Origin of the sequence: Streptomyces sp. (assembly GCF_035644915.1) — a bacterium.
Taxonomy (GTDB): Bacteria; Actinomycetota; Actinomycetes; order Streptomycetales; family Streptomycetaceae; genus Streptomyces.
In genome coordinates this window covers 1-25847 of record NZ_DASQNP010000105.1, presented here as the reverse complement: position 1 = coordinate 25847, position 25847 = coordinate 1, and the positions used below count along the sequence as shown (strand labels likewise).

General features: G+C 74.7%; 23 protein-coding genes. 14 read left to right on the top strand and 9 right to left on the bottom strand.

Translation table 11 applies throughout. The annotated features are described in order from the left end of the window. Positions 1 to 15 precede the first annotated feature (15 nt). The 9 genes from VE546_RS12415 (at position 16) to VE546_RS12375 (ending at position 8346) form a co-directional block, all read left to right on the top strand. Positions 16 to 1713 carry a nitrite/sulfite reductase gene (locus VE546_RS12415; protein WP_324921603.1) on the top strand — a complete coding sequence of 566 codons (1698 nt, stop codon included), beginning with the start codon at positions 16 to 18 and terminating at the stop codon, positions 1711 to 1713. After that, entirely contained in the window at positions 1710 to 1895 is a 186-nt protein-coding gene (locus VE546_RS12410; protein ID WP_324921601.1) for a hypothetical protein, read from the top strand. Before VE546_RS12415 ends, VE546_RS12410 begins: the two co-directional genes overlap by 4 nt. Further along, positions 1892 to 2614, top strand: a complete 723-nt coding sequence (locus tag VE546_RS12405; RefSeq protein WP_324921599.1) for a phosphoadenylyl-sulfate reductase — start codon at positions 1892 to 1894, stop codon at positions 2612 to 2614. Before VE546_RS12410 ends, VE546_RS12405 begins: the two co-directional genes overlap by 4 nt. Before the next feature lie 61 nt (positions 2615 to 2675). Then, positions 2676 to 3236, top strand: a complete 561-nt coding sequence (cysC, locus tag VE546_RS12400) for an adenylyl-sulfate kinase (protein ID WP_324921596.1) — start codon at positions 2676 to 2678, stop codon at positions 3234 to 3236. Positions 3237 to 3294: 58 nt separating this feature from the next. Next, positions 3295 to 4251 carry a sulfate adenylyltransferase subunit CysD gene (gene cysD / locus VE546_RS12395; protein ID WP_324921594.1) on the top strand — a complete coding sequence of 319 codons (957 nt, stop codon included), beginning with the start codon at positions 3295 to 3297 and terminating at the stop codon, positions 4249 to 4251. Between the two features lie 3 nt (positions 4252 to 4254). Then, entirely contained in the window at positions 4255 to 5619 is a 1365-nt protein-coding gene (locus tag VE546_RS12390) for a sulfate adenylyltransferase subunit 1 (protein WP_324921592.1), read from the top strand. Positions 5620 to 5763: 144 nt separating this feature from the next. Then, positions 5764 to 6588, top strand: a complete 825-nt coding sequence (locus tag VE546_RS12385; RefSeq protein WP_414720469.1) for an ABC transporter ATP-binding protein — start codon at positions 5764 to 5766, stop codon at positions 6586 to 6588. Continuing rightward, positions 6575 to 7540: an ABC transporter permease gene (locus VE546_RS12380; RefSeq protein ID WP_324921590.1), complete on the top strand. Its 966-nt coding sequence runs from the start codon at positions 6575 to 6577 to the stop codon at positions 7538 to 7540. Before VE546_RS12385 ends, VE546_RS12380 begins: the two co-directional genes overlap by 14 nt. 8 nt (positions 7541 to 7548) lie before the next feature. After that, positions 7549 to 8346, top strand: a complete 798-nt coding sequence (locus tag VE546_RS12375) for a sirohydrochlorin chelatase (protein ID WP_324921588.1) — start codon at positions 7549 to 7551, stop codon at positions 8344 to 8346. Here the strand turns inward: VE546_RS12375 and VE546_RS12370 are convergent. Genes VE546_RS12370 through VE546_RS12360 form a run of 3 tightly spaced genes read right to left on the bottom strand, consistent with a single transcriptional unit; the run spans position 8336 to position 11483 of the window. Continuing rightward, positions 8336 to 8887, bottom strand: coding sequence for a DUF1697 domain-containing protein (locus VE546_RS12370; RefSeq protein ID WP_324921586.1), 552 nt, complete (start codon positions 8885 to 8887; stop codon positions 8336 to 8338). The two genes, VE546_RS12375 and VE546_RS12370, sit on opposite strands and share 11 nt — an antisense overlap. Before the next feature lie 56 nt (positions 8888 to 8943). Further along, the gene (locus VE546_RS12365) at positions 8944 to 10167 is read right to left on the bottom strand and encodes a macrolide family glycosyltransferase (RefSeq protein WP_324921585.1); all 1224 of its coding nucleotides are present in this window, start codon (positions 10165 to 10167) and stop codon (positions 8944 to 8946) included. Positions 10168 to 10223: 56 nt separating this feature from the next. Then, entirely contained in the window at positions 10224 to 11483 is a 1260-nt protein-coding gene (locus VE546_RS12360) for an SAV2148 family HEPN domain-containing protein (protein ID WP_324921583.1), read from the bottom strand. 199 nt (positions 11484 to 11682) lie between these two features. Between VE546_RS12360 and glgX the strand changes: the two genes are divergently transcribed. Continuing rightward, positions 11683 to 13797: a glycogen debranching protein GlgX gene (glgX, locus tag VE546_RS12355; protein ID WP_324921581.1), complete on the top strand. Its 2115-nt coding sequence runs from the start codon at positions 11683 to 11685 to the stop codon at positions 13795 to 13797. 142 nt (positions 13798 to 13939) lie between these two features. After that, complete coding sequence (gene treY / locus VE546_RS12350; protein WP_324921579.1) at positions 13940 to 16435, top strand: malto-oligosyltrehalose synthase; 2496 nt, start codon at positions 13940 to 13942, stop codon at positions 16433 to 16435. A 36-nt stretch (positions 16436 to 16471) separates the two neighbouring features. Here the strand turns inward: treY and VE546_RS12345 are convergent, their stop codons facing one another. Next, the gene (locus VE546_RS12345; protein ID WP_324921577.1) at positions 16472 to 17014 is read right to left on the bottom strand and encodes a DUF1707 and FHA domain-containing protein; all 543 of its coding nucleotides are present in this window, start codon (positions 17012 to 17014) and stop codon (positions 16472 to 16474) included. Between the two features lie 175 nt (positions 17015 to 17189). Between VE546_RS12345 and treZ the strand changes: the two genes are divergently transcribed. Next, positions 17190 to 18929: a malto-oligosyltrehalose trehalohydrolase gene (gene treZ / locus VE546_RS12340; RefSeq protein ID WP_324921575.1), complete on the top strand. Its 1740-nt coding sequence runs from the start codon at positions 17190 to 17192 to the stop codon at positions 18927 to 18929. A 74-nt stretch (positions 18930 to 19003) separates the two neighbouring features. Here the strand turns inward: treZ and VE546_RS12335 are convergent, their stop codons facing one another. The 5 genes from VE546_RS12335 to VE546_RS12315 all read right to left on the bottom strand — a co-directional run bounded on the left by VE546_RS12335 (position 19004) and on the right by VE546_RS12315 (position 23137). Continuing rightward, positions 19004 to 19642: a LysE family translocator gene (locus tag VE546_RS12335; RefSeq protein ID WP_324921573.1), complete on the bottom strand. Its 639-nt coding sequence runs from the start codon at positions 19640 to 19642 to the stop codon at positions 19004 to 19006. An 87-nt stretch (positions 19643 to 19729) separates the two neighbouring features. Next, positions 19730 to 20137, bottom strand: coding sequence for a peptide-methionine (R)-S-oxide reductase MsrB (gene msrB / locus VE546_RS12330; protein WP_324921572.1), 408 nt, complete (start codon positions 20135 to 20137; stop codon positions 19730 to 19732). Positions 20138 to 20150: 13 nt separating this feature from the next. Next, the gene (murC, locus tag VE546_RS12325) at positions 20151 to 21560 is read right to left on the bottom strand and encodes a UDP-N-acetylmuramate--L-alanine ligase (RefSeq protein ID WP_324921570.1); all 1410 of its coding nucleotides are present in this window, start codon (positions 21558 to 21560) and stop codon (positions 20151 to 20153) included. A 133-nt stretch (positions 21561 to 21693) separates the two neighbouring features. Then, positions 21694 to 22173 (bottom strand): indole-3-glycerol phosphate synthase, encoded by a 480-nt coding sequence (locus VE546_RS12320; protein WP_324921568.1) that lies wholly within the window; start codon positions 22171 to 22173, stop codon positions 21694 to 21696. Positions 22174 to 22306: 133 nt separating this feature from the next. Then, positions 22307 to 23137, bottom strand: coding sequence for a pyrimidine reductase family protein (locus VE546_RS12315; RefSeq protein WP_324921566.1), 831 nt, complete (start codon positions 23135 to 23137; stop codon positions 22307 to 22309). Positions 23138 to 23203: 66 nt separating this feature from the next. On the opposite strand from VE546_RS12315, the gene zapE reads away from it, so the two are divergent. Continuing rightward, positions 23204 to 24331: a cell division protein ZapE gene (gene zapE / locus VE546_RS12310; RefSeq protein ID WP_324921564.1), complete on the top strand. Its 1128-nt coding sequence runs from the start codon at positions 23204 to 23206 to the stop codon at positions 24329 to 24331. Between the two features lie 187 nt (positions 24332 to 24518). Further along, a partial coding sequence (locus tag VE546_RS12305) for an alkaline phosphatase PhoX (RefSeq protein ID WP_324921562.1) occupies positions 24519 to 25847 on the top strand: 1329 nt, incomplete at its 3' end.

The following is a 25847-nucleotide window of genomic DNA, read 5'->3' as shown; positions in this document are numbered from 1 at the left end:
GGACAGAACACCGCCATGGCCGACACCGCCAAGCCAGCCAGCGCTGCCCCGACCCGCCGCAAGGCCGGCCGCCACCGCGGCGAAGGCCAGTGGGCCGCCGGGCACTTCACCCCGCTCAACGCCAACGAGCAGTTCAAGAAGGACGACGACGGTCTCAATGTGCGGACACGCATTGAGACGATCTACGCCCAGCGCGGCTTCTCGTCCATCGACGGCGCCGACCTGCGCGGCCGGATGCGCTGGTGGGGCCTGTACACCCAGCGCAGGCCCGGGGTCGACGGCGGCCGGACGGCGATCCTGGAGCCGGAGGAGCTGGAGGACGAGTACTTCATGCTCCGCGTCCGCATCGACGGCGGACGGCTGACGACCGAACAGTTGCGCGTCATCGGCGAGGTCTCCCAGGAGTTCGCCCGCGGCACCGCCGACATCACCGACCGGCAGAACATCCAGTACCACTGGATCCGGATCGAGGACGTGCCGGAGATCTGGCGCCGGCTGGAGGGCGTGGGCCTGTCCACGACCGAGGCGTGCGGCGACACCCCGCGCGTCGTCCTCGGCTCGCCGGTCGCCGGGATCGCCGCCGACGAGATCATCGACGGCACGCCGGCGATCGAGGAGATCCAGCGCCGCATCGTCGGCAACAAGGCCTACTCGAACCTGCCGCGCAAGTTCAAGACGGCGGTCTCCGGCTCCCCGCTGCTGGACGTCGCCCACGAGATCAACGACGTGTCCTTCGTCGGCGTCCGCCACCCCGAGCACGGGCCCGGCTTCGACGTGTGGGTGGGCGGCGGCCTGTCCACCAACCCCAAGTTCGGCGTGCGGCTGGGCGCCTGGGTGCCGCTGGAGGAGGTCGCGGACGTCCACGAGGGCGTCGTGTCGATCTTCCGCGACTACGGCTACCGCAGGCTGCGCAACCGCGCCCGGCTGAAGTTCCTCGTCGCCGACTGGGGCGCGGAGAAGTTCCGCCGGGTGCTGGAGGACGAGTACCTGAAGCGCAGGCTGACCGACGGCCCCGCGCCCGAGTTCCCCGCCCAGCGCTGGCGCGACCACATCGGCGTGCACCGCCAGAAGGACGGCCGCTTCTACGTCGGCTTCGCCCCCCGGGTCGGACGCGTCGACGGCGCCACCCTCACCAAGATCGCCGATCTGGCCGAGGGCCACGGCTCGGGCCGGGTGCGCACCACCCCCGAGCAGAAGATGATCATTCTCGACGTGGCCGAGGACCGGGTGGACTCCCTGGTGGAGGGCCTGGAGGCGATGGACCTGACCACCAGGCCGTCCGTCTTCCGGCGCGGCACCATGGCCTGCACCGGCATCGAGTTCTGCAAGCTGGCCATCGTCGAGACCAAGGGCCGCGGCTCCTCCCTCATCGACGAACTGGAGCGCCGCCTCCCGGACTTCGACGAGCCCGTCACCATCAACATCAACGGCTGCCCCAACTCCTGCGCCCGCATCCAGACCGCGGACATCGGCCTCAAGGGCCAGCTCGTCACCGACGCCGACGGCAACCAGGTCGAGGGCTACCAGGTGCACCTGGGCGGCTCCCTGGGCCTGGACCCCGCCTTCGGCCGCAAGGTCCGCGGGCTGAAGGTCACCGCCGCGGAACTGCCCGACTACGTCGAGCGCCTCCTGACCCGCTTCCGCGCCGAGCGCCGCGAGGGCGAGCGCTTCGCGCAGTGGGCGGCGCGCGCCGACGAGGAGGCCCTGAAGTGAGCGAGCGGGCCGCGCCGTTCTACTGCCCGTACTGCGGTGACGAGGACCTGCGGCCGTCCGACAGCGGACCCGGCGCCTGGGAGTGCGCCTCCTGCAACCGCGCCTTCAAGCTCTCGTTCCTCGGACTGCTGGCCCGCGGGCCGCGGCGGTCCGACTCCGGTGAAGGGGAAACCTCACGATGACCATCGCGGACGACCGACACCTCCGGCGGCCGACCGCCGACGAGCTGCGGCGGCTCGCCGAACGGGCCGGCCGTGAACTGGAGGACGCCCCGGCGCTCGACATCCTGCGCTGGGCCGCCGAGACCTTCGGACCGCGCTTCTGCGTGACCTCCTCCATGGAGGACGCGGTCGTCGCGCACCTCGCCTCGCGCGTGATGCCCGGCGTCGACGTGGTCTTCCTCGACACCGGCTACCACTTCCCGGAGACCATCGGCACCCGGGACGCGGTGGCGGCGGTGATGGACGTCAACGTGATCACGCTCACCCCGCGGCAGACCGTCGCCGAGCAGGACGCCCAGTACGGGCCGCGGCTGCACGACCGCGACCCGGACCTGTGCTGCGCGCTGCGCAAGGTCAGGCCGCTGGAGGAGGGGCTGAAGGCGTACGACGCCTGGGCCACGGGCCTGCGCCGCGACGAGTCCCCGACCCGGGCGAACACCCCGGTCGTCGGCTGGGACGCCAAGCGGGGCAAGGTGAAGGTCTCCCCGATCGCCCGCTGGACGCAGGACGACGTGGAGGCCTACGTCAGCGAGCACGGCGTGCTCACCAACCCGCTGCTGATGGACGGTTACCCCTCCATCGGATGCGCCCCCTGCACCCGGCGGGTGCGGGCGGGCGAGGACGCCCGGGCCGGACGCTGGGCCGGGCGCGCCAAGACCGAGTGCGGACTGCACGGCTGAGGCTGATCGGGGCTGATGGCTGATGGCGAACCCGGAGACCAGACCAGGTGAGGAGCGGCGGATGAGCGGAACGGGCGCCCCCGGCGGGGACAGGGGGGCCACGATCTGGCTCACCGGCCTGCCGAGCGCGGGCAAGACGACGATCGCCCACGCGCTGGCCGGCCGGCTGCGCGACGAGGGACACCGGGTGGAGGTCCTGGACGGCGACGAGATCAGGGAGTTCCTCTCCGCCGGCCTGGGCTTCTCCCGGGAGGACCGCCACACCAACGTGCAGCGGATCGGCTTCGTCGCCGAACTGCTCGCCTCCAACGGCGTGAAGGTCCTGGTCCCGGTGATCGCGCCGTACGCCGACAGCCGCGAGGCGGTGCGCAAGCGCCACCAGGCGGAGGGCACGGCGTACCTGGAGGTGCACGTGGCCACGCCGGTCGAGGTGTGCTCCGAACGCGACGTCAAGGGGCTGTACGCCAAGCAGGCCGCGGGCGAGATCTCCGGGCTGACCGGCGTGGACGACCCGTACGAGGCACCGGTCGATCCGGACCTGCGGATCGAGGCGCACACCGAGACGGTGCGGGAGTCCGCGGACCGGGTGCACGCGCTGCTCTCCGAAAGGGGACTGGCGTGAGAGGGACGCACACCACCGACGAACACACCACCGCAGACAGGGCCGAAAGGGGCATGGCATGACGGCCGTTGCCGAGATCGCCGAGATCGCCGGGAGCACCGGCACCGACACCGACAGCCCGTACGCGCTGACCCACCTGGACGTGCTGGAGTCGGAGGCGGTGCACATCTTCCGGGAGGTGGCCGGCGAGTTCGAGCGGCCGGTGATCCTGTTCTCCGGCGGCAAGGACTCCATCGTGATGCTGCACCTGGCGCTGAAGGCGTTCGCCCCCGCGCCCGTGCCCTTCGCGCTGCTGCACGTGGACACCGGCCACAACTTCCCCGAGGTCATCGAATACCGGGACCGGGTGGTGGCCGAGCACCGGCTGCGGCTGCACGTGGCGTCCGTGCAGGAGTTCATCGACCGCGGCGAGCTGCGCGAGCGCCCCGACGGCACCCGCAACCCGCTGCAGACCGTGCCGCTGCTGCACGCCATCGAGACCAACCGGTTCGACGCGGTCTTCGGCGGCGGACGGCGCGACGAGGAGAAGGCCCGGGCCAAGGAGCGGGTGTTCTCGCTGCGGGACGAGTTCGGCGGCTGGGACCCGCGCCGGCAGCGGCCGGAGCTGTGGCAGCTCTACAACGGCCGCCACGCGCCGGGCGAGCACGTGCGGGTCTTCCCGCTGTCGAACTGGACCGAGCTGGACGTGTGGCAGTACATCGCCCGGGAGAAGATCGAGCTTCCCTCCATCTACTACGCCCACACCCGCGAGGTGTTCCGCCGGAACGGGATGTGGCTGGCGCCGGGCGAGTGGGGCGGCCCGAAGGAGGGCGAGCCGGTGGAGCGGCGGATGGTGCGCTACCGCACCGTCGGCGACATGTCCTGCACCGGTGCGGTGGACTCCGACGCCACCACCATCGAGCAGGTCATCGCGGAGATCGCGGCCTCCCGGCTGACCGAGCGGGGCGCGACCAGGGCCGACGACAAGCTCTCCGAGGCCGCCATGGAGGACCGCAAGCGCGAAGGGTACTTCTGACCGATGACCACCGGCACCACTGACACCACCGCCACCGGCGCCGGCCCGGCCGCCTCGCTGCTGCGCTTCGCCACCGCCGGGAGCGTGGACGACGGCAAGTCCACCCTGGTCGGGCGGCTGCTGCACGACTCCAAGTCGGTCCTGGCCGACCAGTTGGAGGCCGTCGAGCACGCCTCCCGCAGCCGCGGCGCCGACGGCCCCGACCTGGCCCTGCTGACCGACGGCCTGCGCGCGGAGCGCGAGCAGGGCATCACCATCGACGTCGCCTACCGCTACTTCGCCACCCCGCGCCGGCGGTTCATCCTGGCCGACACCCCCGGCCACGTGCAGTACACCCGCAACATGGTCACCGGTGCCTCCACCGCCGAACTGGCCATCATCCTGGTCGACGCCCGCAACGGCGTGGTGGAGCAGACCCGCCGCCACGCCGCGGTCGCCGCCCTGCTGCGCGTGCCCCACGTGGTGCTGGCCGTGAACAAGATGGACCTGGTCGGCTACGCCGAGCCGGTCTTCTCCGCCATCGCCGGCGAGTTCACCGACTACGCCGCGTCCCTGGGCGTCCCCGAGATCACCGCCATCCCCATCTCGGCGCTGGCCGGCGACAACGTGGTGACCCCGTCGGCGGTCATGGACTGGTACAGCGGCCCGACGGTCCTGGAGCACCTGGAGACCGTCCCGGTCACCCACGACCCCGAGCGGGAGCCGGCCCGCTTCCCCGTCCAGTACGTCATCCGGCCGCAGACGGCCGAGCACCCCGACTACCGCGGCTACGCGGGCCAGCTCGTCTCCGGCGTGCTGCGCGTCGGCCAGAGCGTGACCGTGCTGCCCTCGGGCCGCACCTCCGTCATCGAGGCCATCGACGCGCTCGGCCAGTCCGTGGAGGCGGCCTGGGCCCCCCAGTCCGTCACCCTCCGCCTGGCGGACGACCTCGACGTCTCCCGCGGCGACCTGATCGTCCCCCGCGAGGGCGCCCCGGCCACCACCCAGGACGTCACGGCCACGGTCTGCCACCTGCACGACACCCCGCTGCGGGTCGGTCAGCGGGTGCTGCTGAAGCACACCACCCGCACCGTCAAGGCGATCGTCAAGGAGATCCCCTCCCGGCTGGCCCTGGACGACCTCTCCCTCCACCCCGAGCCCGGCGAACTGGCCGCCAACGACATCGGCCGGGTGCGCGTGCGCACCGCCGAGCCGCTGCCGGTGGACCCCTACGCCCTCTCCCGCCGTACCGGATCGTTTCTGCTGATCGACCCCGCCGACGGCGCGACCCTCACCGCCGGCATGGCCGGTGACGCCTTCGCCGAGGCCGCGAGAGTGACCAGGGCCGCCGCGGAGGGCGCGGCGGACGACGACGGATGGGACTTCTGAACCACGGCGGGACGCCGCCGGCGACGCCCGCGTCCCCGCCGCCCCGCCCCCTGCCGCACCTCCCGTACGCCCCCGCCGCACACGCCGGCGCACCCCAGCCGTAGAGCCGCCCGCCAGGGTGGCGAACGACGAGAGGACTCCGCTGTGTCCACCGAACTCGCCACCCCCGCCCCGGCACCGTCCGTCACCGGCTCCGGGGCCCGGCAGGCCGGGCAGCACCGCCCGTACGCGGTGCGGCTCGACCGCGTCTCGAAGTCCTTCGGCTCCTCCCGCGCCCGCCAGCAGGTGCTGGACGACATCGGGCTGACGGTCGCTCCCGGGGAGTTCGTCTGCCTGCTGGGCGCCTCCGGGTGCGGCAAGTCCACGCTGCTCAACCTGGTGGCCGGGCTGGACCGGCCGACCTCGGGCGAGGTGCGGGTGCCGCACGGACGACCGGCGCTGATGTTCCAGGACCACGCGCTCTTCCCGTGGCTGAGCGCGGGCCGCAACGTCGAGCTGGCCCTGAAGCTGGCCGGGGTCCCCCGGGCCGAGCGGCGCGGGCGCGCCGAGGAGCTGCTGCGGCTGGTGCGGCTGCCGGACGCGTACGGCAAGCGGGTGCACCAGCTCTCCGGCGGGATGCGGCAGCGCGTCGCGCTGGCGCGCTCGCTGGCGCAGGGCAGCAGGGTGCTGCTGATGGACGAGCCCTTCGCCGCGCTGGACGCCATCACCCGCGACCTGCTGCACGAGGAGCTGACCCGGGTCTGGAGCGAGCGGGAGCTGACCGTCCTGTTCGTCACGCACAACGTGCGCGAGGCGGTACGGCTCGGCCAGCGGGTGGTGCTGCTGTCCTCGCGCCCGGGACGCATCGCGCGCGAGTGGCGGGTGGACATCCCCTACCCCCGCCGCATCGAGGACACCGGCGTCACCTCCCTCGCCCGGGAGATCACCGGCCACCTGCACGAGGAGATCCTCCGCCATGCCCGCCACTGACACCGAGGACTCCCGCCGGCTCCCCGGGCAGGACTCCGGCCGGACGGCGGACCCGGCTGCGGACCGAGCCGCAGACCCGGCTGCGGACCGGACCGCGGGCGGGGCCGGCGGCTCCGGCGAGATGGCCTCCGGCCTGGACGCCCTGGAGTCCCCGGCCTCCGCCACCGGGGCCGCCTCGCGACGGCTGCTGGCCAAGGCCGCGCCGCCGCTGGCGGCGCTCGCCCTGGTGCTGGCGCTGTGGCAGACGGCGTACGCGCTGCACTGGTCGGCGACGCTGCCCGCCCCGGCCGCGGTCCACGGCGAGCTGGTCGCCGCCTGGTCGGACGGCACCCTGCTGCCCTCGCTCGGCCACAGCCTGCTGCGCTGCCTGATCGGCTTCACCGCCTCGGCGGCCGTCGGCGTCCCCCTGGGGCTGCTGCTGACGCGGCTGGCGCCGCTGCGCACGGTGCTGGGCCCGATCCTGTCCTCCGTGCAGTCCCTGCCCGCCGCCGCGCTGGTGCCGGTGGCGGTGATCGCGCTGGGGAACTCCGAGGGCGCGGTGTACGCCGTGGTGCTGCTCGGCGCCGTCCCCTCGATCGCCGTCGGAGTCGTCTCCGCCGTCGACCAGGTGCCCCCGCTGCTGGTGCGGGCGGGCCGGTCGATGGGCGCCGGCGGGCTGCGCGGCGCCGTCCACGTCCTGGTGCCCGCCGCCCTGCCCGGCTTCGTGGCGGCGCTGCGGCAGGGCTGGACCTTCGGCTGGCGCGCCCTGATGACGGCCGAGCTGATCACCGCCACGCCCCTGCCCGGCATCGGCCGGATGCTGGACGCGGGCCGCCAGAGCGGCGAGCTGAGCCTGGTGCTGGCCTCGGTGGTGCTGATCCTGGCCGTCGGCGTGGCCGTCGAGTCGCTGCTGTTCTCCCCGGTCGAGCGCCGCGTGCTGCACAACCGCGGACTGGCCACGACCGGAAGGTGAACCGAGCCGTGCGAACCCTCCCCCTGCACCCCGGCCGTCCCGCCCTGCTGGTCGTCGCCCACGGCAGCCGCGACCCCCGCCACGCGGCGACCGTGGCGGCGCTGTGCGAGCGGCTGCGGGAGCGACGCCCCGATCTGCGGGTCGAGGTCGGCCACCTGGACTTCAACGCGCCGTCCGTCCCCCAGGCGCTCACCCGCCTGCACGCCGAGGGCGTGCGCCGGGTGGTGGCCCTCCCCCTGCTGCTCACCCGCGCCTTCCACGCCAAGGCGGACATCCCGGCGGTGCTGCGCGAGACGGTCGCCCGGCTGCCGCGGCTGTCGGTCCACCAGGCCGCGGTGCTGGGACCGGACCGGCTGCTGACCGCCGCCCTGGAGCGGCGGCTGTACGAGGCCGGGCTGCGGCCCGGCGACGAGCGCTCGACCGGGGTCGTGCTGGCCTCGGCGGGCTCCAGTGACCCGGAGGCGATCGCGGTGATCGCAGATGTCGCGCGGGAGTGGCGGCGCACCGCCGGTTGGTGCGCCGTGCGACCCGCGTTCGCCTCCGCTTCCCTTCCCCGTACGGCGGACGCGGTCCGGCAGTTGCGCGCGGAGGGCGTCCGGCGGGTGGCCGTCGCCCCGTACGTCATCGCGCCCGGCTTCCTGCCGGACCGCATCGCCGCGGGAGCCCGCGAGGCCGGCGCGGACCTGCTGGCGCCGGTGCTGGGCGACGCGCCGGAGCTGGCCCGGCTGATGGCGCGGCGCTACGACGAGGCGCTGGCGGAGTGGTCGCGGTGGCCGGCGGCCGGACGCGTGCCGGTCAGCGCCTGACCATCTCCAGCAGCTTGGTGACCGTACGCCAGTTGCGGCCCGTGACGGTGCGGCCCCGGCAGGCGGCCTCCAGCGCGCCGGGCAGTTTGCTGCGGCCCATTCCGTTCGGGAACCAGCAGTACAGCTCGCGCTCGCCGGCGCGGAACTCGTCCGGCGCGAAGGCCGCCGGATCCACGGCGGCCAGCCGCCCGGCGTCCGGGGCCCGGTCGAGGAAGAGGACCAGCAGCCTGGCCGGGTCCAGGTCGGCGGCCGGGTAGGGGCAGGCGTCGGCCGCCGCGCGCAGTTCGCCGGCGGTGCGGACCAGGCAGGCGACGGGGAAGCCGAAGTGCCCGGCGATCGCCGCCTCCAGCTCGGCCGCCAGCTCCCCGGTGCTCCGCTCCCCGGCGGTGAAGACGGCGTTGCCGCTGGTGAGGTGGGTGCGCACGTCCGTCCAGCCGAGCCCGTCCATCACCTGCCGCAGCTCGGCCATGGGCACCTTCCTGTGCCCGCCCACGTTGATCCCGCGCAGCAGCGCCACGTACGTCCCCGGGTGTCCCGTCATACCGGCACCCTAGAACGGCGGATCCGCGCGGGGCCCTCCGCGCCGGTCGCGGCCGGTCACCGGGCCTGCGCCGCCCGCCGCAGCCCCGCCTCGATCAGGTCGGCGGCCCGGCGGGTGCCGCCCTCGGCCGCCATCCGGGTCCGGATCGCGCGCAGCCTCCCGGCGACCTCCGGGTCGTCCGCCAACTCCAGTACGGCGGCGCGCAGCGCGGCGGCGGTGGCCTCCTCCTTGGGCAGGTGGCGGGCCACGCCCAGGCTCCGGAGGGTCTCGGCGTTCACGAACTGGTCGGCGGCCTGCGGCACGGCGACCATCGGCACGCCGCAGGCCGGCCCCTCCTGGCTGCCGCCGGCGCCGGCGTGGGTGATGAACGCGTCGGCCTGTTTCAGGACCACGAGCTGCGGCACCCAGGAGTGGACCTCGACGTTCGCCGGCAGGCCGTGCCCGGCGGGGTCGAGTTCGGCCGGGTCGGTGAAGCGGCCGATCCGGAGGACGACGTGCCGGCCGGGCAGGTCACCGAAGGCCGCGACGCACTCCCGGTAGGAGGCGGGCTCCTTGGTGAAGGTCGAGCCGAGGGAGACCAGCAGCACCCTCCCGGCCCCGGCGGGCCGCTTCCACTCCCCCTGGCGGGAGCGGTCGCCCTGGCAGGCGCCGACGAAGGTGTGGACGTCCTCGTTCACCCGGTCGGCGTTGGGCTGGAGCGCCCTGGGGATCAGCACCAGGCAGCGGTCGGGCCGTCCGGAGAAGCGGTCGGGGTCCATCGGGACGCCGTTGCCGGCCAGCCAGCGGGTGAAGCGCTCGTAGTACGCGATCCCGCGCGGGCTGCGCCTCAGCTCGGCGAACATCGGCCCGGCCACCTCCTCCTCGTAGCCCTCCCGGGCGACCACGGCCGGGGAGAGCTGGACGTGGGGCACGCCCCAGCGGTGGGCGAGGACGCGGGCGGGGCAGGCGGCGATGTCGGCCGGGACGAGGTCGGGCTCGTCGCCCTCGTAGGCCTGTGCGAGCTGGGGCAGGGCCTGGATCGCGTCGTCCAGGAACGGCTCGATGTGATCGATGAGCTCCGTGCCCCAGGCGTCCGGTTCGTCGTCGGTCGGCAGGGTGGAGGGGTAGGTCCTCGGCTCGGCGCCGGTGTCCGCGACCGGCTCGGCGAAGGATGCGGGGATGGCGTAGGTGACCCTGTGCCCGCGCCGCACGAGTTCGCGGATCACCTCCAGGGACGGGTGCACGTGGCCGGCCGCGGCGATGTTGAACATGGCGATGTGGGCGGGGCGGGGGGAGGTCATGGTGCGACCCTGGGGGCGGCGCGCCGCCCGCACCCGGATTCGGTGGCGGACGCCGGTCAGGAGACCGGGCGGGAGTCCGTCCAGACCGATTCGAACTCCTCCCGGTAGAGGTGGAACAGCCCGTGTTCGCCGCCCCCGCCCCCCGGGCCGTCCTGGACCAGGTCCCGGTGGCCGGCGCGCAGCACGAAGACCGGGGCCTCCATCCCGCGGATCCGGCGCAGGTACGACTGGACCACCGCGATGCCGTCCGGGCCGTCGCCGTCGACGAGGTAGGCGGTGAAGCGGGGGGTCTCGTCGAAGACGTGGATCTGGAAGGCGTCGGCGTCGCGCAGCCGGGAGCGGACCCGGCGCATGTGGAGGATGTTCATCTCCACCGACCGGCTCAGCTCGCCCTTCTTCAGGCCCAGCTCCCTCTCCCGGCGCCGCACCGCGCTGCTGGCCGGGTTGAGGAACAGCAGCCGCACCCGGCAGCCGGAGTCGGCCAGCCGCACCAGGCGGCGTCCCGAGTAGTTCTGGACCAACAGGTTGAGGCCTATGCCGATGGCGTCCAGGCGGCGCGCGCCGCCGAACAGGTCCTCGGCCGGGAGCTGCCGCTGGAGGCGCACCCGGTCCGGGTGGACGCCGACCACGTCCGCGAAGCGGTCGCCGACCAGCTCCTCCACCGCGTCCACCGGCAGCCGGTGGGCGGAGGGCACCTCCCGGCCGGCGCCCAGCAGGTCCAGCAGCCGGGCCGAGATCCGCTCGGCCTGGGCGAGCACGGCCGGGGACAGCGCCCGGTTGCGCGCCACCGCGCTGCGGGCCACCTCCAGCTCGTCCAGGGCCAGCTCCAGCTCGCGCCGCCCGTCGAAGTACGGCTCGAAGCAGGGCCAGTGCTGCACCATCAGCTCGCGCAACTGCGGCAGGGTCAGGAAGGACAGCAGGGTGTCGTCGGCCGGGTCCAGGAGGTAGCCCTTGCGGCGGCTGACCTCGCGCACGGCCACCGCCCGCTGGACCCACTCCTGCCCGGCGGGGCCGGCCGCCGCCACGACCCACTCCTCGCCGTGCACCGGCTCGTAGATCGGCCGCAGGACCGCCGCGACCACCGCGCGCAGCCGCTGCTCCACGAGGTTGAGCCAGATGTACGCCCGACCCGCCCGCTGCGCGCGCAGGCGCACCTCGGCCCAGTCCTCGGCGCTCCACGCCAGGTCGGCCCCGATCTCCATCGGACGCGCCAGGGACACCGTGCCGGGCGGCACTCCGGGCGGCGTTCCGGGCGGATCGGCGGCACCGCTCTCGCCCCCGTCACCTGGGGGGAGCTCAAGCCCTCCCGAGCTCACCTGTGCACCGCCTTCCGGACCCACTGTTCGATCAAGGAGCCTACTGCCCTCCCGGAGGGACCGCAGCAGTATGCCCCCACCAAGTTCCTTTGCTCGTACGCTCGTCCGGGGGAAGATAAATGTTGCGTTCGCCCGGTGCGCCGGTGCTGCGCGAGGATGCAGCGACGACGGGTGTAAGACCGCGACAGGAAGAGTCGACATGCAGGTCTGGCCGGGACGGGCCTACCCCCTGGGGGCCACGTACGACGGCGCGGGAACGAACTTCGCCGTGTTCTCCGAGGCGGCGGAGCGCGTCGAGCTGTGTCTGCTGCACGACGACGGGTCGGAGACGGCCGTCGAGCTGCGCGAGTCCGACGCGTTCGTGCGGCACGCCTACCTGCCGGGCGTCATGCCCGGCCAGCGGTACGGCTTCAGGGTGCACGGGCCGTACGAGCCGGAGAAGGGGCACCGGTGCAACAGCGCCAAACTGCTGCTGGACCCCTACGCCAGGGCGATGAGCGGGACCATCGACTGGAACGAGGCGGTCTACGGCTACCACTTCGACGCCCCCGAACGGCGCAACGACCTGGACTCGGCGCCGCACACCATGGCGTCCGTCGTGGTGAACCCGTACTTCGACTGGGGCGACGACCGGCCGCCGCGCACCGACTACCACCAGACGGTGATCTACGAGGCCCATGTGAAGGGCCTGACGATGCTCCATCCGGAGCTGCCGGAGGACCTGCGCGGCACCTACGCGGCGCTGGGCCATCCGGCGGTCATCGAGCACCTGACGGAGCTGGGCGTCACCGCGCTGGAGCTGATGCCGGTGCACCAGTTCGTCACCGACCACCGGCTGGCCGACGCCGGGCTGGCGAACTACTGGGGCTACAACACCATCGGCTTCTTCGCCCCGCACAACGCGTACGCCTCCTGGGGCGACCGCGGCCAGCAGGTGCTGGAGTTCAAGCAGGCGGTCAAGGCGCTGCACCAGGCCGGGATCGAGGTCATCCTGGACGTGGTCTACAACCACACCGCCGAGGGCAACCACCTGGGGCCCACGCTCTCCTTCCGGGGACTGGACAACGCCTCGTACTACCGGCTGGCGGACGACCCCCGCTACTACATGGACACCACCGGCACCGGCAATTCGCTGCTGATGCGCAGCCCGCACGTCCTCCAGCTCATCATGGACTCGCTGCGCTACTGGGTCACCGAGATGCACGTGGACGGCTTCCGCTTCGACCTGGCGGCCACCCTGGCGCGGCAGTTCCACGAGGTGGACCGGCTGTCGTCGTTCTTCGACCTGGTGCAGCAGGACCCGGTGGTCAGCCAGGTGAAGCTGATCGCCGAGCCGTGGGACGTCGGCGAGGGCGGCTACCAGGTGGGGAACTTCCCGCCGCTGTGGACGGAGTGGAACGGCCGCTACCGGGACACCGTGCGGGACCTGTGGCGGGGCGAGCCGCGGACGCTGGCGGAGTTCGCCTCCCGGCTGACCGGCTCCTCCGACCTGTACCAGGACGACGGACGGCGCCCGCTCGCCTCGATCAACTTCGTGACCTGCCACGACGGCTTCACCCTGCACGACCTGGTGTCGTACAACGAGAAGCACAACGAGGACAACGGCGAGGACAACCGGGACGGCGAGAGCCACAACCGCTCCTGGAACTGCGGCGTGGAGGGCGACACCGACGACGAGGACGTGCTGGCCCTGCGCGGCCGGCAGATGCGCAACTTCATCGCCACGCTGCTGCTCTCCCAGGGCGTGCCGATGCTCAGCCACGGCGACGAGTTCGCCCGCACCCAGAAGGGCAACAACAACGCCTACTGCCAGGACAGCGAGCTGTCGTGGGTGCACTGGCCCGAACCGGGCGAGAAGCATCCGCTGTGCGAGTTCGTGCAGGCCATGGTGGGGCTGCGCCGCGACCACCCCGCCTTCCGGCGGCGGCGCTTCTTCCACGGGCGGCCGGTGGAGGGCACGCACGACGAGCTGTCGGACATCTCCTGGTTCACGCCCGAGGGCGAGGAGATGACCCAGCGGGACTGGCAGGAGGCGCAGGCCAGGGCGCTGACGGTGTTCCTCAACGGCAACGCGATCTCCGAGCCGGGCGAGCGCGGCGAGCGGATCACCGACGACTCCTTCCTGCTGATGTTCAACGCGCAGGACACCCCGCGCACCTTCGTGGTGCCGGTCGACCACGGCAGCCAGTGGCAGGTCGTCGTGGACACCTCGCGGGAGGACGGGGTGCCGCCCGGCACCGGTCCCACGGTGAAGGCGGGTGCCCGGATCACCCTGGTCGACCGCAGCCTGACGGTGCTCCAGCGCCCGGCCTGAGCCGCGTCCGCCGTCCGGGCCGCGTCCGGGTGGCGGGCGCGGCCCGCGGCGGACCGCCCACCACCCGGACGGCGGCCGGCGGTCCGCCGCGTGGCCGACGGCCGGCGGGTTCGGGCGCGCGGGGGTCGGGAACATGCAGCACATGTCCTCCGACCCGTCCCCGCCCGCCCCCGTGTCCCCTCCGGTGCCGACCGCCACCTACCGGCTCCAGCTCCAGCCGGGGTTCCCGTTCGCCGCCGCCGAGCGGGCGGTGCCGTACCTGGCCTCGCTCGGGATCTCCCACCTGCACCTGTCGCCGGTGCTGGACGCGGTGCCCGGCTCCCTCCACGGCTACGACGTGACCGGGCACGCCCGGGTGCGCGAGGAGCTCGGCGGCGAGGAGGGGCTGCGGGCGCTGGCGCGCACCGCGCGGGAGCACGGCCTGGGCATCGTGCTCGACATCGTGCCGAACCACATGGGCGTCCCCGTGCCCGAGCAGTTGAACGAGCCGCTGTGGGAGGTGCTGCGCGAGGGGCCCGCCTCCCCCTTCGCCCGCTGGTTCGACATCGACTGGGAGGCCGGCGACGGCCGGATCCTGCTGCCCGTGCTGGGCGGGCGGCTGGGCGACGAGCTGAAGGCGATGTCGGTCCAGGGCGGCGTGCTGACGTACTACGACCACCGCTTCCCGCTGCGCGAGGGGACCGAGCGCCTGCCGCTGCCCGAGCTGCTGGACGCCCAGCACTACCGGCTCGCCTGGTGGCGGCTGGCCCGCACCGAGCTGAACTACCGGCGCTTCTTCACCATCTCCGACCTGATCGGCGTACGGGTGGAGGACCCGGAGGTCTTCGCCGCGACCCACGCGTGCGTGCTGCGGCTGGTGCGCGAGGGCGTCGTGGACGGGCTGCGGGTGGACCACCCGGACGGGCTGGCCGACCCGGGGGCGTACCTGCTGCGGCTGCACCGGGAGACCGGCGGCGTCTGGACGGTCGTGGAGAAGATCCTGGCCACCGGCGAGCGGCTGCCCGTGTCCTGGCCGGTCGCCGGGACCACCGGCTACGACGCGCTGCGCCACGTCGACGGCCTCTTCGTCGATCCCGGTGGCCTGGCGGAGCTGACGGCCGTCTACCGGGACGTCACCGGCGCCGGACCCGACCTCGGCGGCGCGTGGCGGCCGACCGTGCGGCGGGCCGCGCGGGAGGTGGTCACCGGGGAGCTGGCCGCCGAGGTCGAGCGGCTCACCCGTACGGCCGCCGCCGTGTGCGAGGCCGCCCCGCACCTGGCGCTGCGCGACCACGCGCCCTGGGCGCTGCGCACCGCGATCCGGGAGGTGCTGGTACGGCTGCCGGTGTACCGGCCGTACGTCACCGCGGGCGGGCCGGTGGGCGCGGAGGACCGGGCGATGCTGGAGGAGGCGGCCGAGGGCGCGCGGGAGGCGTTCGCCGTGCCGGAGGAGGCCGCCTCGGTGGACGTGGTGCGGGACCTGGCGCTGGGACAGTTGGGCGACGGGCCGGCGCAGCGGGACTTCTGCGCGCGCTTCGCGCAGGTCAGTGCGGCGCTGCGGGCCAAGTCGGAGGAGGACAGGGCCTTCTACCGCTACGTCCCCCTGCTGTCGGCCGGGGAGGTGGGCGGTGATCCGGGCCGCCCCGCGGTGACGCCGGAGGAGTTCCACGCGTACTGCACGCGCCTGCAACGCGACTGGCCGGCCACCGGCACCGTGCTGTCCACGCACGACACCAAGCGGAGCGCGGACGTGCGGGCGGCCCTGGCGGTGCTGAGCGAGTGCCCGCGGCGGTGGGCGGAGCTGCTGGCGGAGGTCGGCGGGGAGACCGCCCGCCTGGACGGCGCGGAGGCCCCCGACCCCCATCTGGCCTGGACGGCCTGGCAGACCGCGTACGGCATGGGCTTCCCGTACCAGGAGCGGCTGGTGCCCGCGCTGCTGAAGGCCGTGCGGGAGGCGGCGCTGCGCACGACCTGGACCGAGCAGGACGCCGCGTACGAGGCGGCCGTGGAGCGCTTCGCCTCGGCCGGGCCGGCCGGACCGCCGCTGTACGCGCTCGCCGCCTTCGGGCGGGAGCTGAGGGCCCCGGTGCGGGCCAACGTGCTCGGCGCGGCGCTGCTGCACCTGACCATGCCGGGCGTGCCGGACCTCTACATGGGCACCGAGCGGGTGTACGCCGCGCTGGTCGATCCCGACAACCGCCGGCTGCCGGAGTTCCCCTCCGCCCCGCTCGGCGCGCCGGAGGAGGCCGGGGCCGAGGAGAGCAGGGCCGACGAGGCCGGGGCGGGCAGCCCGTCGGACGAGCTGTCGGGCGCTCTGGGCGGCGGCCTGTCCCGGGAGAAGCGGCGGCTGACCGTGACGGCCCTGCGGCTGCGGCGGGAGCACCCGGAGTGGTTCGGCGCGTCGGCCTCGTACGAGCCGCTGCGGGCCGTGGGCCCGGCGGCCGGGCACTGCGTGGCCTACGCGCGTTCCGGCGCGGTCGTCGCCGTGGCGACCCGGCTCTCGCTGCGGCTGGCGGAGGCGGGCGGCTGGCGGGAGACGGCGCTGGAGCTGCCGCCGGGCCGGTGGCGGGACCTGCTCGGCGGGCGGGAGGCCGAGGGACGCGGCGCGCTGGCGGAGCTGCTGGCCGGCTCACCGGTCGCCCTGCTGGTCCGGAGCTGACCGGTGCCGCACGGCGGGGTGACGGGCGCGGGCGGGTCAGCGGCCGCTCAGCCGGAAGCTGACCCGTCCGAACCGCACGTGGTCCCCCGGGCGCACGTCCACCGATCCGGTCACCCGGCGGCCGTTGACCCAGGTGCCGTTGGCCGAGCCCAGGTCGCGCAGCACCCAGCCCCGCGCCGAGCTGTGCAACTGGGCGTGCGTCCGGGAGACCGTCTCGTCGTTCAGCCGCAGCATCGAGCCGGGGGCGCGGCCGATGCTCATCGGGTACGGGCCGGGCGGGGGCAGTATCAGCTCCGGCAGCCGCGCCGTCTGCCAGGCCCGCCGCAGCCGTCCGGGGAGCGCCGAGACCGCGGCGACGGTCCGCAGGAGGAAGGGCTCCGGCGGGCGCGGACGCAGATCGCCTATGGCGGCTTCGAGTTCGTCGGAGCGGCGGGCGGTGAGGATCAGCTCCATCCGGCGCTCGAAGGTCTGGTGCGACACGCGGCCGACGACCGCGCTCTCGCGCAGCACCTCCATGGCACGCTCCCGGTCCTCGTCCGACGGGCGCGGCGGGACCGCTCCGAACTCCAGAGATGCCATGAGCAGTCATTCTCAGGGCCCGGCGTGGAGCTGTCCAGCCTGCGCCCCCGCCCGCGGGCCGCGCCCGTCGCCCGGGCCGGGCATCCGGTGGCGCGGCACCGCGTCCGCACGGGCCGGCGGGCTCTTAAGGGGGCATGCTGGGTCTTTGACGTGCCGTCGGCCGAAGGAGACGCCAGTGCTGTTCGAGGTGTGGGCCCCCGGGGCGCGACGGGTCGCGCTGCACGCGGGGGGCGAGGAACACCCCATGGAGCGCGACCCGGAGCGCGCCGGGTGGTGGCGGGGCGAGGCGTCCGCCGGGCACGGAACCCGCTACGGCTTCTCCGTCGACGACGGGCCGGTGCTCCCCGACCCGCGGGCGCGGCGGCTGCCGGAGGGGCCCGACGGCCCGGCCGCGGTGGTGGACCCCGACGCGTACGCCTGGCGGCACGACTGGGCCGGACGGGAGCTGGACGGCGCGGTGCTGTACGAGCTGCACGTCGGCACCTTCACCGAGGCGGGCACCTTCGAGGCGGCGGCCGGGCGGCTGGGCCACCTGGCCGGTCTGGGGGTCACCCACGTCGAGCTGATGCCGGTCGCCCCGTTCCCCGGCACCCACGGCTGGGGGTACGACGGGGTGGCGCCCTGGGCGGTGCACGAGCCGTACGGCGGACCGGAGGGCCTCAAGCGCTTCGTGGACACCGCGCACGCCCACGGGCTGGGCGTGGTCCTGGACGTGGTGCACAACCACCTGGGGCCGTCCGGCAACCGGCTGCCGGAGTTCGGCCCGTACTTCACCGAGCGCCACCACACCCCGTGGGGCGCGGCCGTCAACCTGGACGCGCCCGGCTCGGACGAGGTGCGGGCGTACTTCATCGGCAGCGCGCTGGCCTTCCTGCGCGACTACCGGCTGGACGGGCTGCGGCTGGACGCGGTGCACGCGCTGGTGGACGACCGGGCCGAGCACTTCCTGGCCGAGCTGTCGGCGGCCGTGGAGCGGCTCTCGGCGGAGCTGGGGCGGCCGCTGTTCCTGATCGCCGAGTCGGACCGGAACGACCCGCGCACCACCGCGCCGCGCGACGCCAACGGGCTGGGGCTGGACGCCCAGTGGGACGACGACATCCACCACGCCCTGCACGCCGCCCTGACCGGCGAGGCGCAGGGCTACTACGCCGACTTCGCCCGCGCCCCGCTGGCGGCCCTGGCCAAGGCGCTGACCGGCGCGTTCTTCCACGACGGCAGCTACTCCTCCTTCCGGGGCCGCCGCCACGGCCGCGCACCGGACCGCGCCACCACCGAGGCGCGCCGCTTCCTGGCCTACGCCCAGACCCACGACCAGATCGGCAACCGGGCCCGGGGCGACCGGCTGGCCTCCCACCTCTCCCCCGGCCTGGCGGCCTGCGCGGCGGCGCTGGTGCTGTGCGGGCCGTACACGCCGATGCTGTTCATGGGCGAGGAGTGGGGGGCGCGCACCCCCTGGCAGTACTTCACCGACCACCAGGACCCCGAGCTGGCGGAGGCCGTACGGCAGGGGCGGCGCCGGGAGTTCGCCGCGCACGGCTGGGCCGAGGAGGACGTCCCCGACCCCCAGGACCCGGCCACCCGGCTGCGCTCCTGCCTGGACTGGGACGAGCCGCTGCGCGAGCCGCACGCCGCCCTGCTGGCCTGGCACCGGGCGCTCATCGCCCTGCGCCGCGCCCACGTCTCGCCCCGCACCCGGCTGGCGGACGTCCACGTCGCCTTCGACGAGGAGCGGCGCTGGCTGTACCTGCGGCACGGCGGGCTGCACGTCGCGGTGCACCTGGCCGCGGAGGGCACCGCCGAGATCCCCCTGTCGGTGCACACGGCCGCCGAGCTGGCCTCCTGGGGGAGGTGCGAGCCGCCCGAGGGGGACGGGCTGCTGCGGCTGGGGCCGCACGCGGCGGCGGTGCTGCGCTGAGCGCGGCGCCCCGCGCGGCCGGGGTCCGGGGGCGTTGGGGGGCGTCCGGGGGTGCGGCCCTGCGGGTGGGTCCGTCAGCCCTCCAGGGCCATCCGCACGCCCAGGGCGATGAGCACGCCGCCGGAGACCTGCTCCAGGCGGCGGCGCACGGAGGCGCGGTCGATCAGGCGCCGCATCCGGCCCACGCCCCAGACGTAGCAGGCGTAGTAGCCGACCTCGAAGACCGCCCACAGCGCGGCCAGCGCCACCATCACGGGCAGCTTCGGGGCCCCGGCCGGGACGAACTGCGGCAGGAAGGACAGGGCGAAGACCGCCGCCTTGGGGTTGGCGAGGTTGAGCGCGAGCCCGGCCCGGTACGACCCCCACGCCGAGGGCCGGGCGGGCGACGGCCCGCCGGCCGCCTCCCCGGCCGCGGTCGCGGTCCCGGTGATCCGCCGCGCGCTGCGCAGCGCCTGGACGCCGAAGACCACCAGCACCACCGCGCCCACCACGCGCAGCGCGTCGTAGGCGAGCTGCGAGGCGGTCAGCAGCGCGGTGAGGCCGAAGGCGGCGACCACGCCCCACACGAAGACCCCGGTCTCGTTGCCGAGCACCGTCGCCATGCCGTCGCGCCGGCTCACCAGCGACCGGCGGATGATCAGCACCGTGCTCGGCCCCGGCGACATGGCGACCAGCAGGCAGGCGCCCAGGAAGGGCAGCAGCGTCTGGAGCATGCCGCCATCCTCCCCGCCCGCCGGCGGGGCGGGCCAGCGAATTCCCCGCGGGCCCCCCGCCGGCGCCGCCCGGGCGCCGGCGGCGGCTCAGCCCTCCTCGGGGACCAGCCGCAGGGAGATGGAGTTGATGCAGTACCGCTCGTCCGTCGGGGTCGGGTAGCCCTCGCCGCGGAAGACGTGGCCCAGGTGGGAGCCGCAGCGGGCGCAGCGGACCTCGGTGCGGACCATCCCGTGGGAGCGGTCCTCCAGCAGCTCGACGGCCGAGGAGTCGGCCGGGTCGTAGAAGCTGGGCCAGCCGCAGTGCGACTCGAACTTGGTGTCCGAGCGGAACAGCTCGGCCCCGCAGGCCCGGCACTGGTAGACGCCGGTGGTCCTGGTGTCGGTGTACTCACCGGTGAAGGGCGGTTCGGTGCCCGCCTCGCGGAGCACGTGGTACTCGGCGGGGCTCAGCTCCCGCCGCCACTGCTCCTCGCTCTTGTCGATCTCGTACCCCATGGCGGGTACCTCCTCAGTTCGCCAGACGGTCGAGGACGACCGCACCGAGCTCGGTGACGTCGCCCGCCCCCATCGTCAGAACGAGGTCACCGGGTCCGGCCATTCCGGCGATCAGCGCCGCGGCCTTCTCGCCGTCGGACTCGGCCCGGACGTCGGCGCCCGCGGCGAGGGCGGCGTCGACCACGATGGCGCTGGTCACGCCGGGGATCGGGTCCTCGCGGGCCGGGTAGACGTCCAGGACGACCGAGGCGTCGGCCAGTGCCAGGGCCCGGCCCATCTCGGCGCCCAGCTCCCGGGTGCGGCTGAACAGGTGGGGCTGGAAGACCACCAGCACCCGGCCGTCCCCGGCGGCGCCCCGGATGGCCTCCAGGTCGGCGGTCATCTCGGTGGGGTGGTGGGCGTAGGAGTCGATGACCCGCACGCCGCGCGCCTCGCCCTTGGGCTGCAGGCGGCGGTTGACGCCGGTGTACGAGGCGAGGGCGGCGGCCAGCTCCCGGGCCGGGACGCCCAGGGCCGCGCCGGCGGCGAGCGCGGCGACGGCGTTGTGGGCGTAGTGGCGGCCGGGGACGGAGACGGTGAAGGCGATCTCCTCGCCGCCGAGGAGGACGGTGACCTCGCTGGTCAGGCCGCGCGGGGTGACCTCGGCGACCCGTACGTCGGCGTCGGCGGCCTCGCCGTAGGTGACGATCCGCAGGTCCCTGCGCCCCTCGGCCGCGCGGGCGCGGACCCGGGCGGTCAGCTCGCGGGCCCCGTCGTGGTCGGCGCAGACCACCAGGGTGCCGCCGGGGCGGATGCGGTCGGCGAAGGTCTCGAAGGAGACGTGGATCTCCTCCATCGAGGCGTAGTTGGCGTGGTGGTCCAGCTCCACGTTGAGGACGATCGCCACCTCGGGGGCGTACTTGTGGAAGCTGCGGTCGCTCTCGTCGGCCTCGGCGACGAAGATCTCGCCGCCGCCGTGGTGGGCGTTGGTGCCGGGGCCGTCCAGGTCGCCGCCGATCGCGTACGAGGGGTCCAGGCCCATGGTGCGCAGGGCGACCGCGAGCATCGAGGTGGTGGTGGTCTTGCCGTGCGTGCCGGCGACGGCGATCGGGCGCAGGCCCTCCATGAGCGCGGCCAGCGCGTCGGAGCGGTGCACGACCGGCACGCCGCGCTCGCGGGCGGCGGCCAGCTCCGGGTTGTCGTCCCGGATGGCGCTGGAGACGACGACGGCGGTGGCGTCGCCGGCGAGGTGGCCGGCGGCGTGCCCGATGTGGACGGTGGCGCCGAGCGCGCGCAGCGCCCCGGCGGTGGCGGACTCCTTCGCGTCGCTGCCGGCGACCCGTGCGCCGCGCTGGGCGAGGATCTTCGCGATGCCGGACATCCCGGCGCCGCCGATGCCGATGAAGTGCGGTCGTTCCATCGCGGGCGGCAGGCCGGGCGCCATGCGGTTTCCTTTCGGACGTGCTCTTCGCGTGCTGGTTGCTGCGTGCTGCGGCGCGCTGGTCGCGCGCGGCCCCAAGCCTATGCGAGGGCGCCCGCCGACCGCAGTCGGCGGGCGCGGTGCCGGACGCGCCGGCTCACTCCCCGTGGGCGAACAGCTTGAGCACCGGGACGCCGACCTTGTGGCGGGCCCGCGAGGCCCAGTCGCGGTGGAAGAACTCCTCGACCAGGTGCGGCGCGGTCAACACGATCACCTCGTCCGCGCCGGTCTCCCGGACGACCGAGCCGAGCAGGTCGAGCGGGCGGTCCCGGACGATCTGCCCGACGGCCTCCGCGCCCGCGGCGCGCAGCGCGGCCAGCGAGTGCTGCAGGGCCCGCTCGGCCGGGGAGGCCGGGCCCTCCGCGGTGGCCTCCTCGTCCTCTCCGGTGGCCTCGCGCACGGCGTCGTCCAGCTCGCCGAGCGCCACGTCGTCCAGGGCCCGCAGCAGCCGGTCCTGGTCGCCGCGCGGCTGCATCAGAACCACGAAGGACACCGGCTCGTCACCGTGGAGGGTGGTGACGAGCTCCACGTCGGCGGGCACCAGCGGCTTCTCGATCATCAACACGGTGGTGAACACGGCAGGTGCCCTTCCTCCAGGCGGGTCCGCGGACCCGTACCGAACCATCCGCCCCCGCGCGTGCGGGGTGCGCATTTCACTCTGCGTATTCCAATCTGTGCATGTCACACCCGCCTGGTACGGACGGGTCGGTTCACGCCGGTTGCGCGCCCGTCCGGCGGTAGCGCGTGAAGAGGAACCCCTCCTCCTCCAGCACGGAGTGGAGTCCGTACTCCACCGGCGTCTCGAAGCCGGGGCCGTCGAGGATCCGGGAGGCGTTCCCGGCGGTGATCCGCGGGGAGACGGTCAGGCACAGCTCGTCCAGCACGCCCGCCGCCGCGAACTGGCCGAGCAGGCGCGGCCCGCCCTCGGTGAGCAGCCGGGTGTGGCCGTGTTCGGCCAGCAGGCCCGGCACCCGCGCCGGGTCCACCGCGGCGCCCTCGCCCGCGTGCACCACCACCGCGCCCGCGGCGCGGGCCGCCGCCTGGCGGTCGGCCGGGGCCGCCGCGCCGGTGAGCACCAGGGTGGGCACCAGCGGCTCGGTGAACAGCGGCAGGGAGAAGTCCAGGTCCAGGCCGGCGCTGACGACCGCGATGGCGGGGGCCGGGTGCTGTCCGGCCGCCGCGCGCCGGGCGGCGAACGCCTCGCGGCGGCGGGCGGGCCGGTACCCCTCCTGGCGTACCGTTTCGGCGCCGACGACCACGGCGTCCGCCAGGGCCCGCAGCACCCCGAAGATCCGCATGTCGGCGTCCGAGGACAGCGGCTGGGAACGGCCCTGGTGGTGGGCGGCGCCGTCGAGCGAGGCGACCATGTTGCCCCGCAGCCAGGGCGTGCCCGGGGCGGTGGCGGGATAGGCGTACGCGTCGGCGAGCTCCTCCAGGGTCCACTGCCGGTCGGCGTCCCCGGCCGGCTGCGCCGGGGGCGCCGGCTCCGCCGGAGGGACCGGGGCTGCGGGGGACGCGGGAGGGGGGAACAGACGTCGCATACCGCGCAGTGTGGCACGGGCCACGGGCGCGCTCCGCGCCCCGCCACGCCCCGTAGAGTGAGAAGGGTGTCGTCCTCCACTGCCTCCACGCGCCCGATAGCCGAAGAGACCGCCCCGCTGTCCCTGTGCGCCCGCGAGCCGCACGTCCCCGCCGACCGGCTGGTGGCGGAGCTGGTGCCGCCGCCGCGCTTCGACGCGGTGCGCTTCGACAACTACCTCCCGGACCCGGCCCGGCCCAGCCAGGCCGAGGCGGTGCGGGTGCTGCGCGAGTTCGCGGCGGGGATCGGCGGGGCGCCGGCGGACGGCGGGGGCGGCGGCGTGCTGCGCTGGTTCCGCCGGACAGGCCGCGGCGGCCGGGCGGCGGCGCCCGCCGGGCCGCGCGGGGTGTACCTCGACGGCGGCTACGGCGTCGGCAAGACCCACCTGCTGGCCTCGCTGTGGCACGCCACCGACGCCCCCGCCGAGCGCAAGGCGTTCGGCACCTTCGTGGAGCTGACCAACCTCGTGGGCGCGCTCGGCTTCCAGCAGACGGTGGCCACGCTCAGCGGGCACCGGCTGCTGTGCATCGACGAGTTCGAGCTGGACGACCCGGGCGACACCGTCCTGGTCTCCACCCTGCTGGGACGGCTGGTGGAGGAGGGCGTGGCGCTGGCGGCCACCTCCAACACCCTGCCCGGCAAGCTCGGCGAGGGCCGCTTCGCCGCCGCCGACTTCCTGCGGGAGATCCAGGGGCTGGCCGCGCACTTCCGCACCCTGCGCATCGACGGCGAGGACTACCGGCACCGCGGCCTGCCCGAGGCCCCGCCGCCCTGCGACGACGCGACGGTGGCCCGGGTCGCGCACCGCACCCCCGGCGCCTCCCTCGACCACTTCCCCTCCCTCCTGGACCACCTCGCCCGCGTCCACCCCAGCCGCTACGGGGCGCTGTGCGACGGCGTGGAGGCGGTGTGCCTGACGGATGTCCAGCCGGTGCCGGATCAATCCACCGCGCTGCGCCTGGTGGTCCTCGCCGACCGGCTCTACGACCGCGAGGTGCCGGTGCTCGCCTCCGGGGTGCCGTTCGACCGGCTCTTCGGCGAGGAGATGCTCAAGGGCGGCTACCGCAAGAAGTACTTCCGGGCGATCTCGCGGCTCACCGCGCTCGCCCGCGACGCGCGGCGGCTGACCGGGGAGGACGGGGCGGCCGGGGCCTGACGGTCCCGGGGCGGCGGCCTCCGGGCGGCGCCCCGGGGTGGGACCCCGGACGGGCGGTCCCGTGCGGGGCGGCCGTACGCCGGGCGGGTCGCGGCGGGCACGGAAACGGGTCGCACCCGGTTCCCGCTGAGCGAACAGCGTGGTACACACACCGGAACATCACCTGTCCGCCAGCAGGGAGCTGCCCATGTCAGCAACGCGACGCCACGTCCTGGGAAGAGCCGGTGCCATGGGAGCGGGCATCGCCTTCGCCGGTGCCATCTCCGAACTGTTCGCCGGCACCGCCCCCGCCCACGCCACCGGGGGCCGGGACGGCTACGGGCCCCTGATCCCCGACCCGGACGGCCTGCTCGACCTGCCGAAGGGGTTCCGCTACCGGGTGCTGTCGCGCGAGGGCGATCCGATGCGCTCGGGCGAGGGCCCGGTGCCCGGCCGCCACGACGGCATGGCCGCCCTGCCCGGCTCCCGTCCGGACCGCCTGTGGCTGGTCCGCAACCACGAGAACAAGCCGGGCGCCGAGCACCCGGTCCCCGCCGTCCCGGGGCTGACGTACGACCCGGAAGGCGCGGGCGGCTGCACCCTGCTGGAGCTGTCGGAGGACGACGACGTGCTGGCCGAACGGGTCGGCATCGCGGGCACGGCCGTGAACTGCGCGGGCGGCCCCACCCCCTGGGGCACCTGGCTGACCTGCGAGGAGACCGAGGACAGGGCCGGCACCAACGGCTACGCCAAGGACCACGGCTTCATCTTCGAGGTCGGCTGCCGGCCCGGCCACCGGACCGTCCCCGAGCCGCTCACCGCGATGGGCCGCTTCCAGCACGAGGCGGTCGCCGTCGATCCGCGCACCGGCGTCGTCTACGAGACCGAGGACGCCTTCGACCACCCCTTCGGCCTCTTCTACCGCTTCCTGCCCAACCGCCCCCGCGGCGGCTTCGGCTCGCTGCGCGCGGGCGGCAGGCTGGAGGCCATGCGGGTGCCGGGCGTGCCGGACCTGTCGGCCGTCCTGGAACCCGGCACCGCCTTCGACCGCGTCGAGTGGGTGCCGGTGCCCGACCCGCTGGCGAAGCAGACACCCGTCCGCCTCCAGGACTTCGGCCGCGGGGGCATCACCCACGCCCAGAAGCTGGAGGGCTGCTACTGGGGGAAGGAGTCGGTGTACTTCGTCTCCAGCTACGCCCGCAGCTCCGAGGGCTCGGCCGCCGACCACTTCGGCCAGGTGTGGCGGTACGAGCCGCGGCGCCGCCGGCTGACGCTGGCGGTGGTCTTCGGCCCGGACACCGGCGTGGAGATGCCGGGCGAGTCGCCGGACAACATCTGCCTCGCCCCCGGCGGCGGCCTGATGGTGTGCGAGGACGGCGGCGGCGCCCAGCACGTCTACGGGGTGACCCGGCACGGCCGGGTCTACGCCCTGGCACGCAACGCCCGGAACATCGGCACCCCCGAGGAGCCGGAGTACGGCGAGTTCGCGGGCGTCACCTTCTCGCCCGACGGCCGCACCATGTACGTCAACTGCTAC

Coding starts and splice junctions, on each gene's coding strand:
- glgX (WP_324921581.1), top strand. CDS start 11,683: ATGCAGGTCTGGCCGGGACGGGCCTACCCCCTGGGGGCCACGTACGAC.
- VE546_RS12405 (WP_324921599.1), top strand. CDS start 1,892: ATGACCATCGCGGACGACCGACACCTCCGGCGGCCGACCGCCGACGAG.
- cysD (WP_324921594.1), top strand. CDS start 3,295: ATGACGGCCGTTGCCGAGATCGCCGAGATCGCCGGGAGCACCGGCACC.
- VE546_RS12315 (WP_324921566.1), bottom strand. CDS start 23,137: ATGCGACGTCTGTTCCCCCCTCCCGCGTCCCCCGCAGCCCCGGTCCCT.
- VE546_RS12380 (WP_324921590.1), top strand. CDS start 6,575: ATGCCCGCCACTGACACCGAGGACTCCCGCCGGCTCCCCGGGCAGGAC.
- VE546_RS12365 (WP_324921585.1), bottom strand. CDS start 10,167: ATGACCTCCCCCCGCCCCGCCCACATCGCCATGTTCAACATCGCCGCG.
- VE546_RS12415 (WP_324921603.1), top strand. CDS start 16: ATGGCCGACACCGCCAAGCCAGCCAGCGCTGCCCCGACCCGCCGCAAG.
- treY (WP_324921579.1), top strand. CDS start 13,940: ATGTCCTCCGACCCGTCCCCGCCCGCCCCCGTGTCCCCTCCGGTGCCG.
- VE546_RS12390 (WP_324921592.1), top strand. CDS start 4,255: ATGACCACCGGCACCACTGACACCACCGCCACCGGCGCCGGCCCGGCC.
- murC (WP_324921570.1), bottom strand. CDS start 21,560: ATGGCGCCCGGCCTGCCGCCCGCGATGGAACGACCGCACTTCATCGGC.
- msrB (WP_324921572.1), bottom strand. CDS start 20,137: ATGGGGTACGAGATCGACAAGAGCGAGGAGCAGTGGCGGCGGGAGCTG.
- VE546_RS12335 (WP_324921573.1), bottom strand. CDS start 19,642: ATGCTCCAGACGCTGCTGCCCTTCCTGGGCGCCTGCCTGCTGGTCGCC.
- cysC (WP_324921596.1), top strand. CDS start 2,676: ATGAGCGGAACGGGCGCCCCCGGCGGGGACAGGGGGGCCACGATCTGG.
- VE546_RS12370 (WP_324921586.1), bottom strand. CDS start 8,887: ATGACGGGACACCCGGGGACGTACGTGGCGCTGCTGCGCGGGATCAAC.
- VE546_RS12345 (WP_324921577.1), bottom strand. CDS start 17,014: ATGGCATCTCTGGAGTTCGGAGCGGTCCCGCCGCGCCCGTCGGACGAG.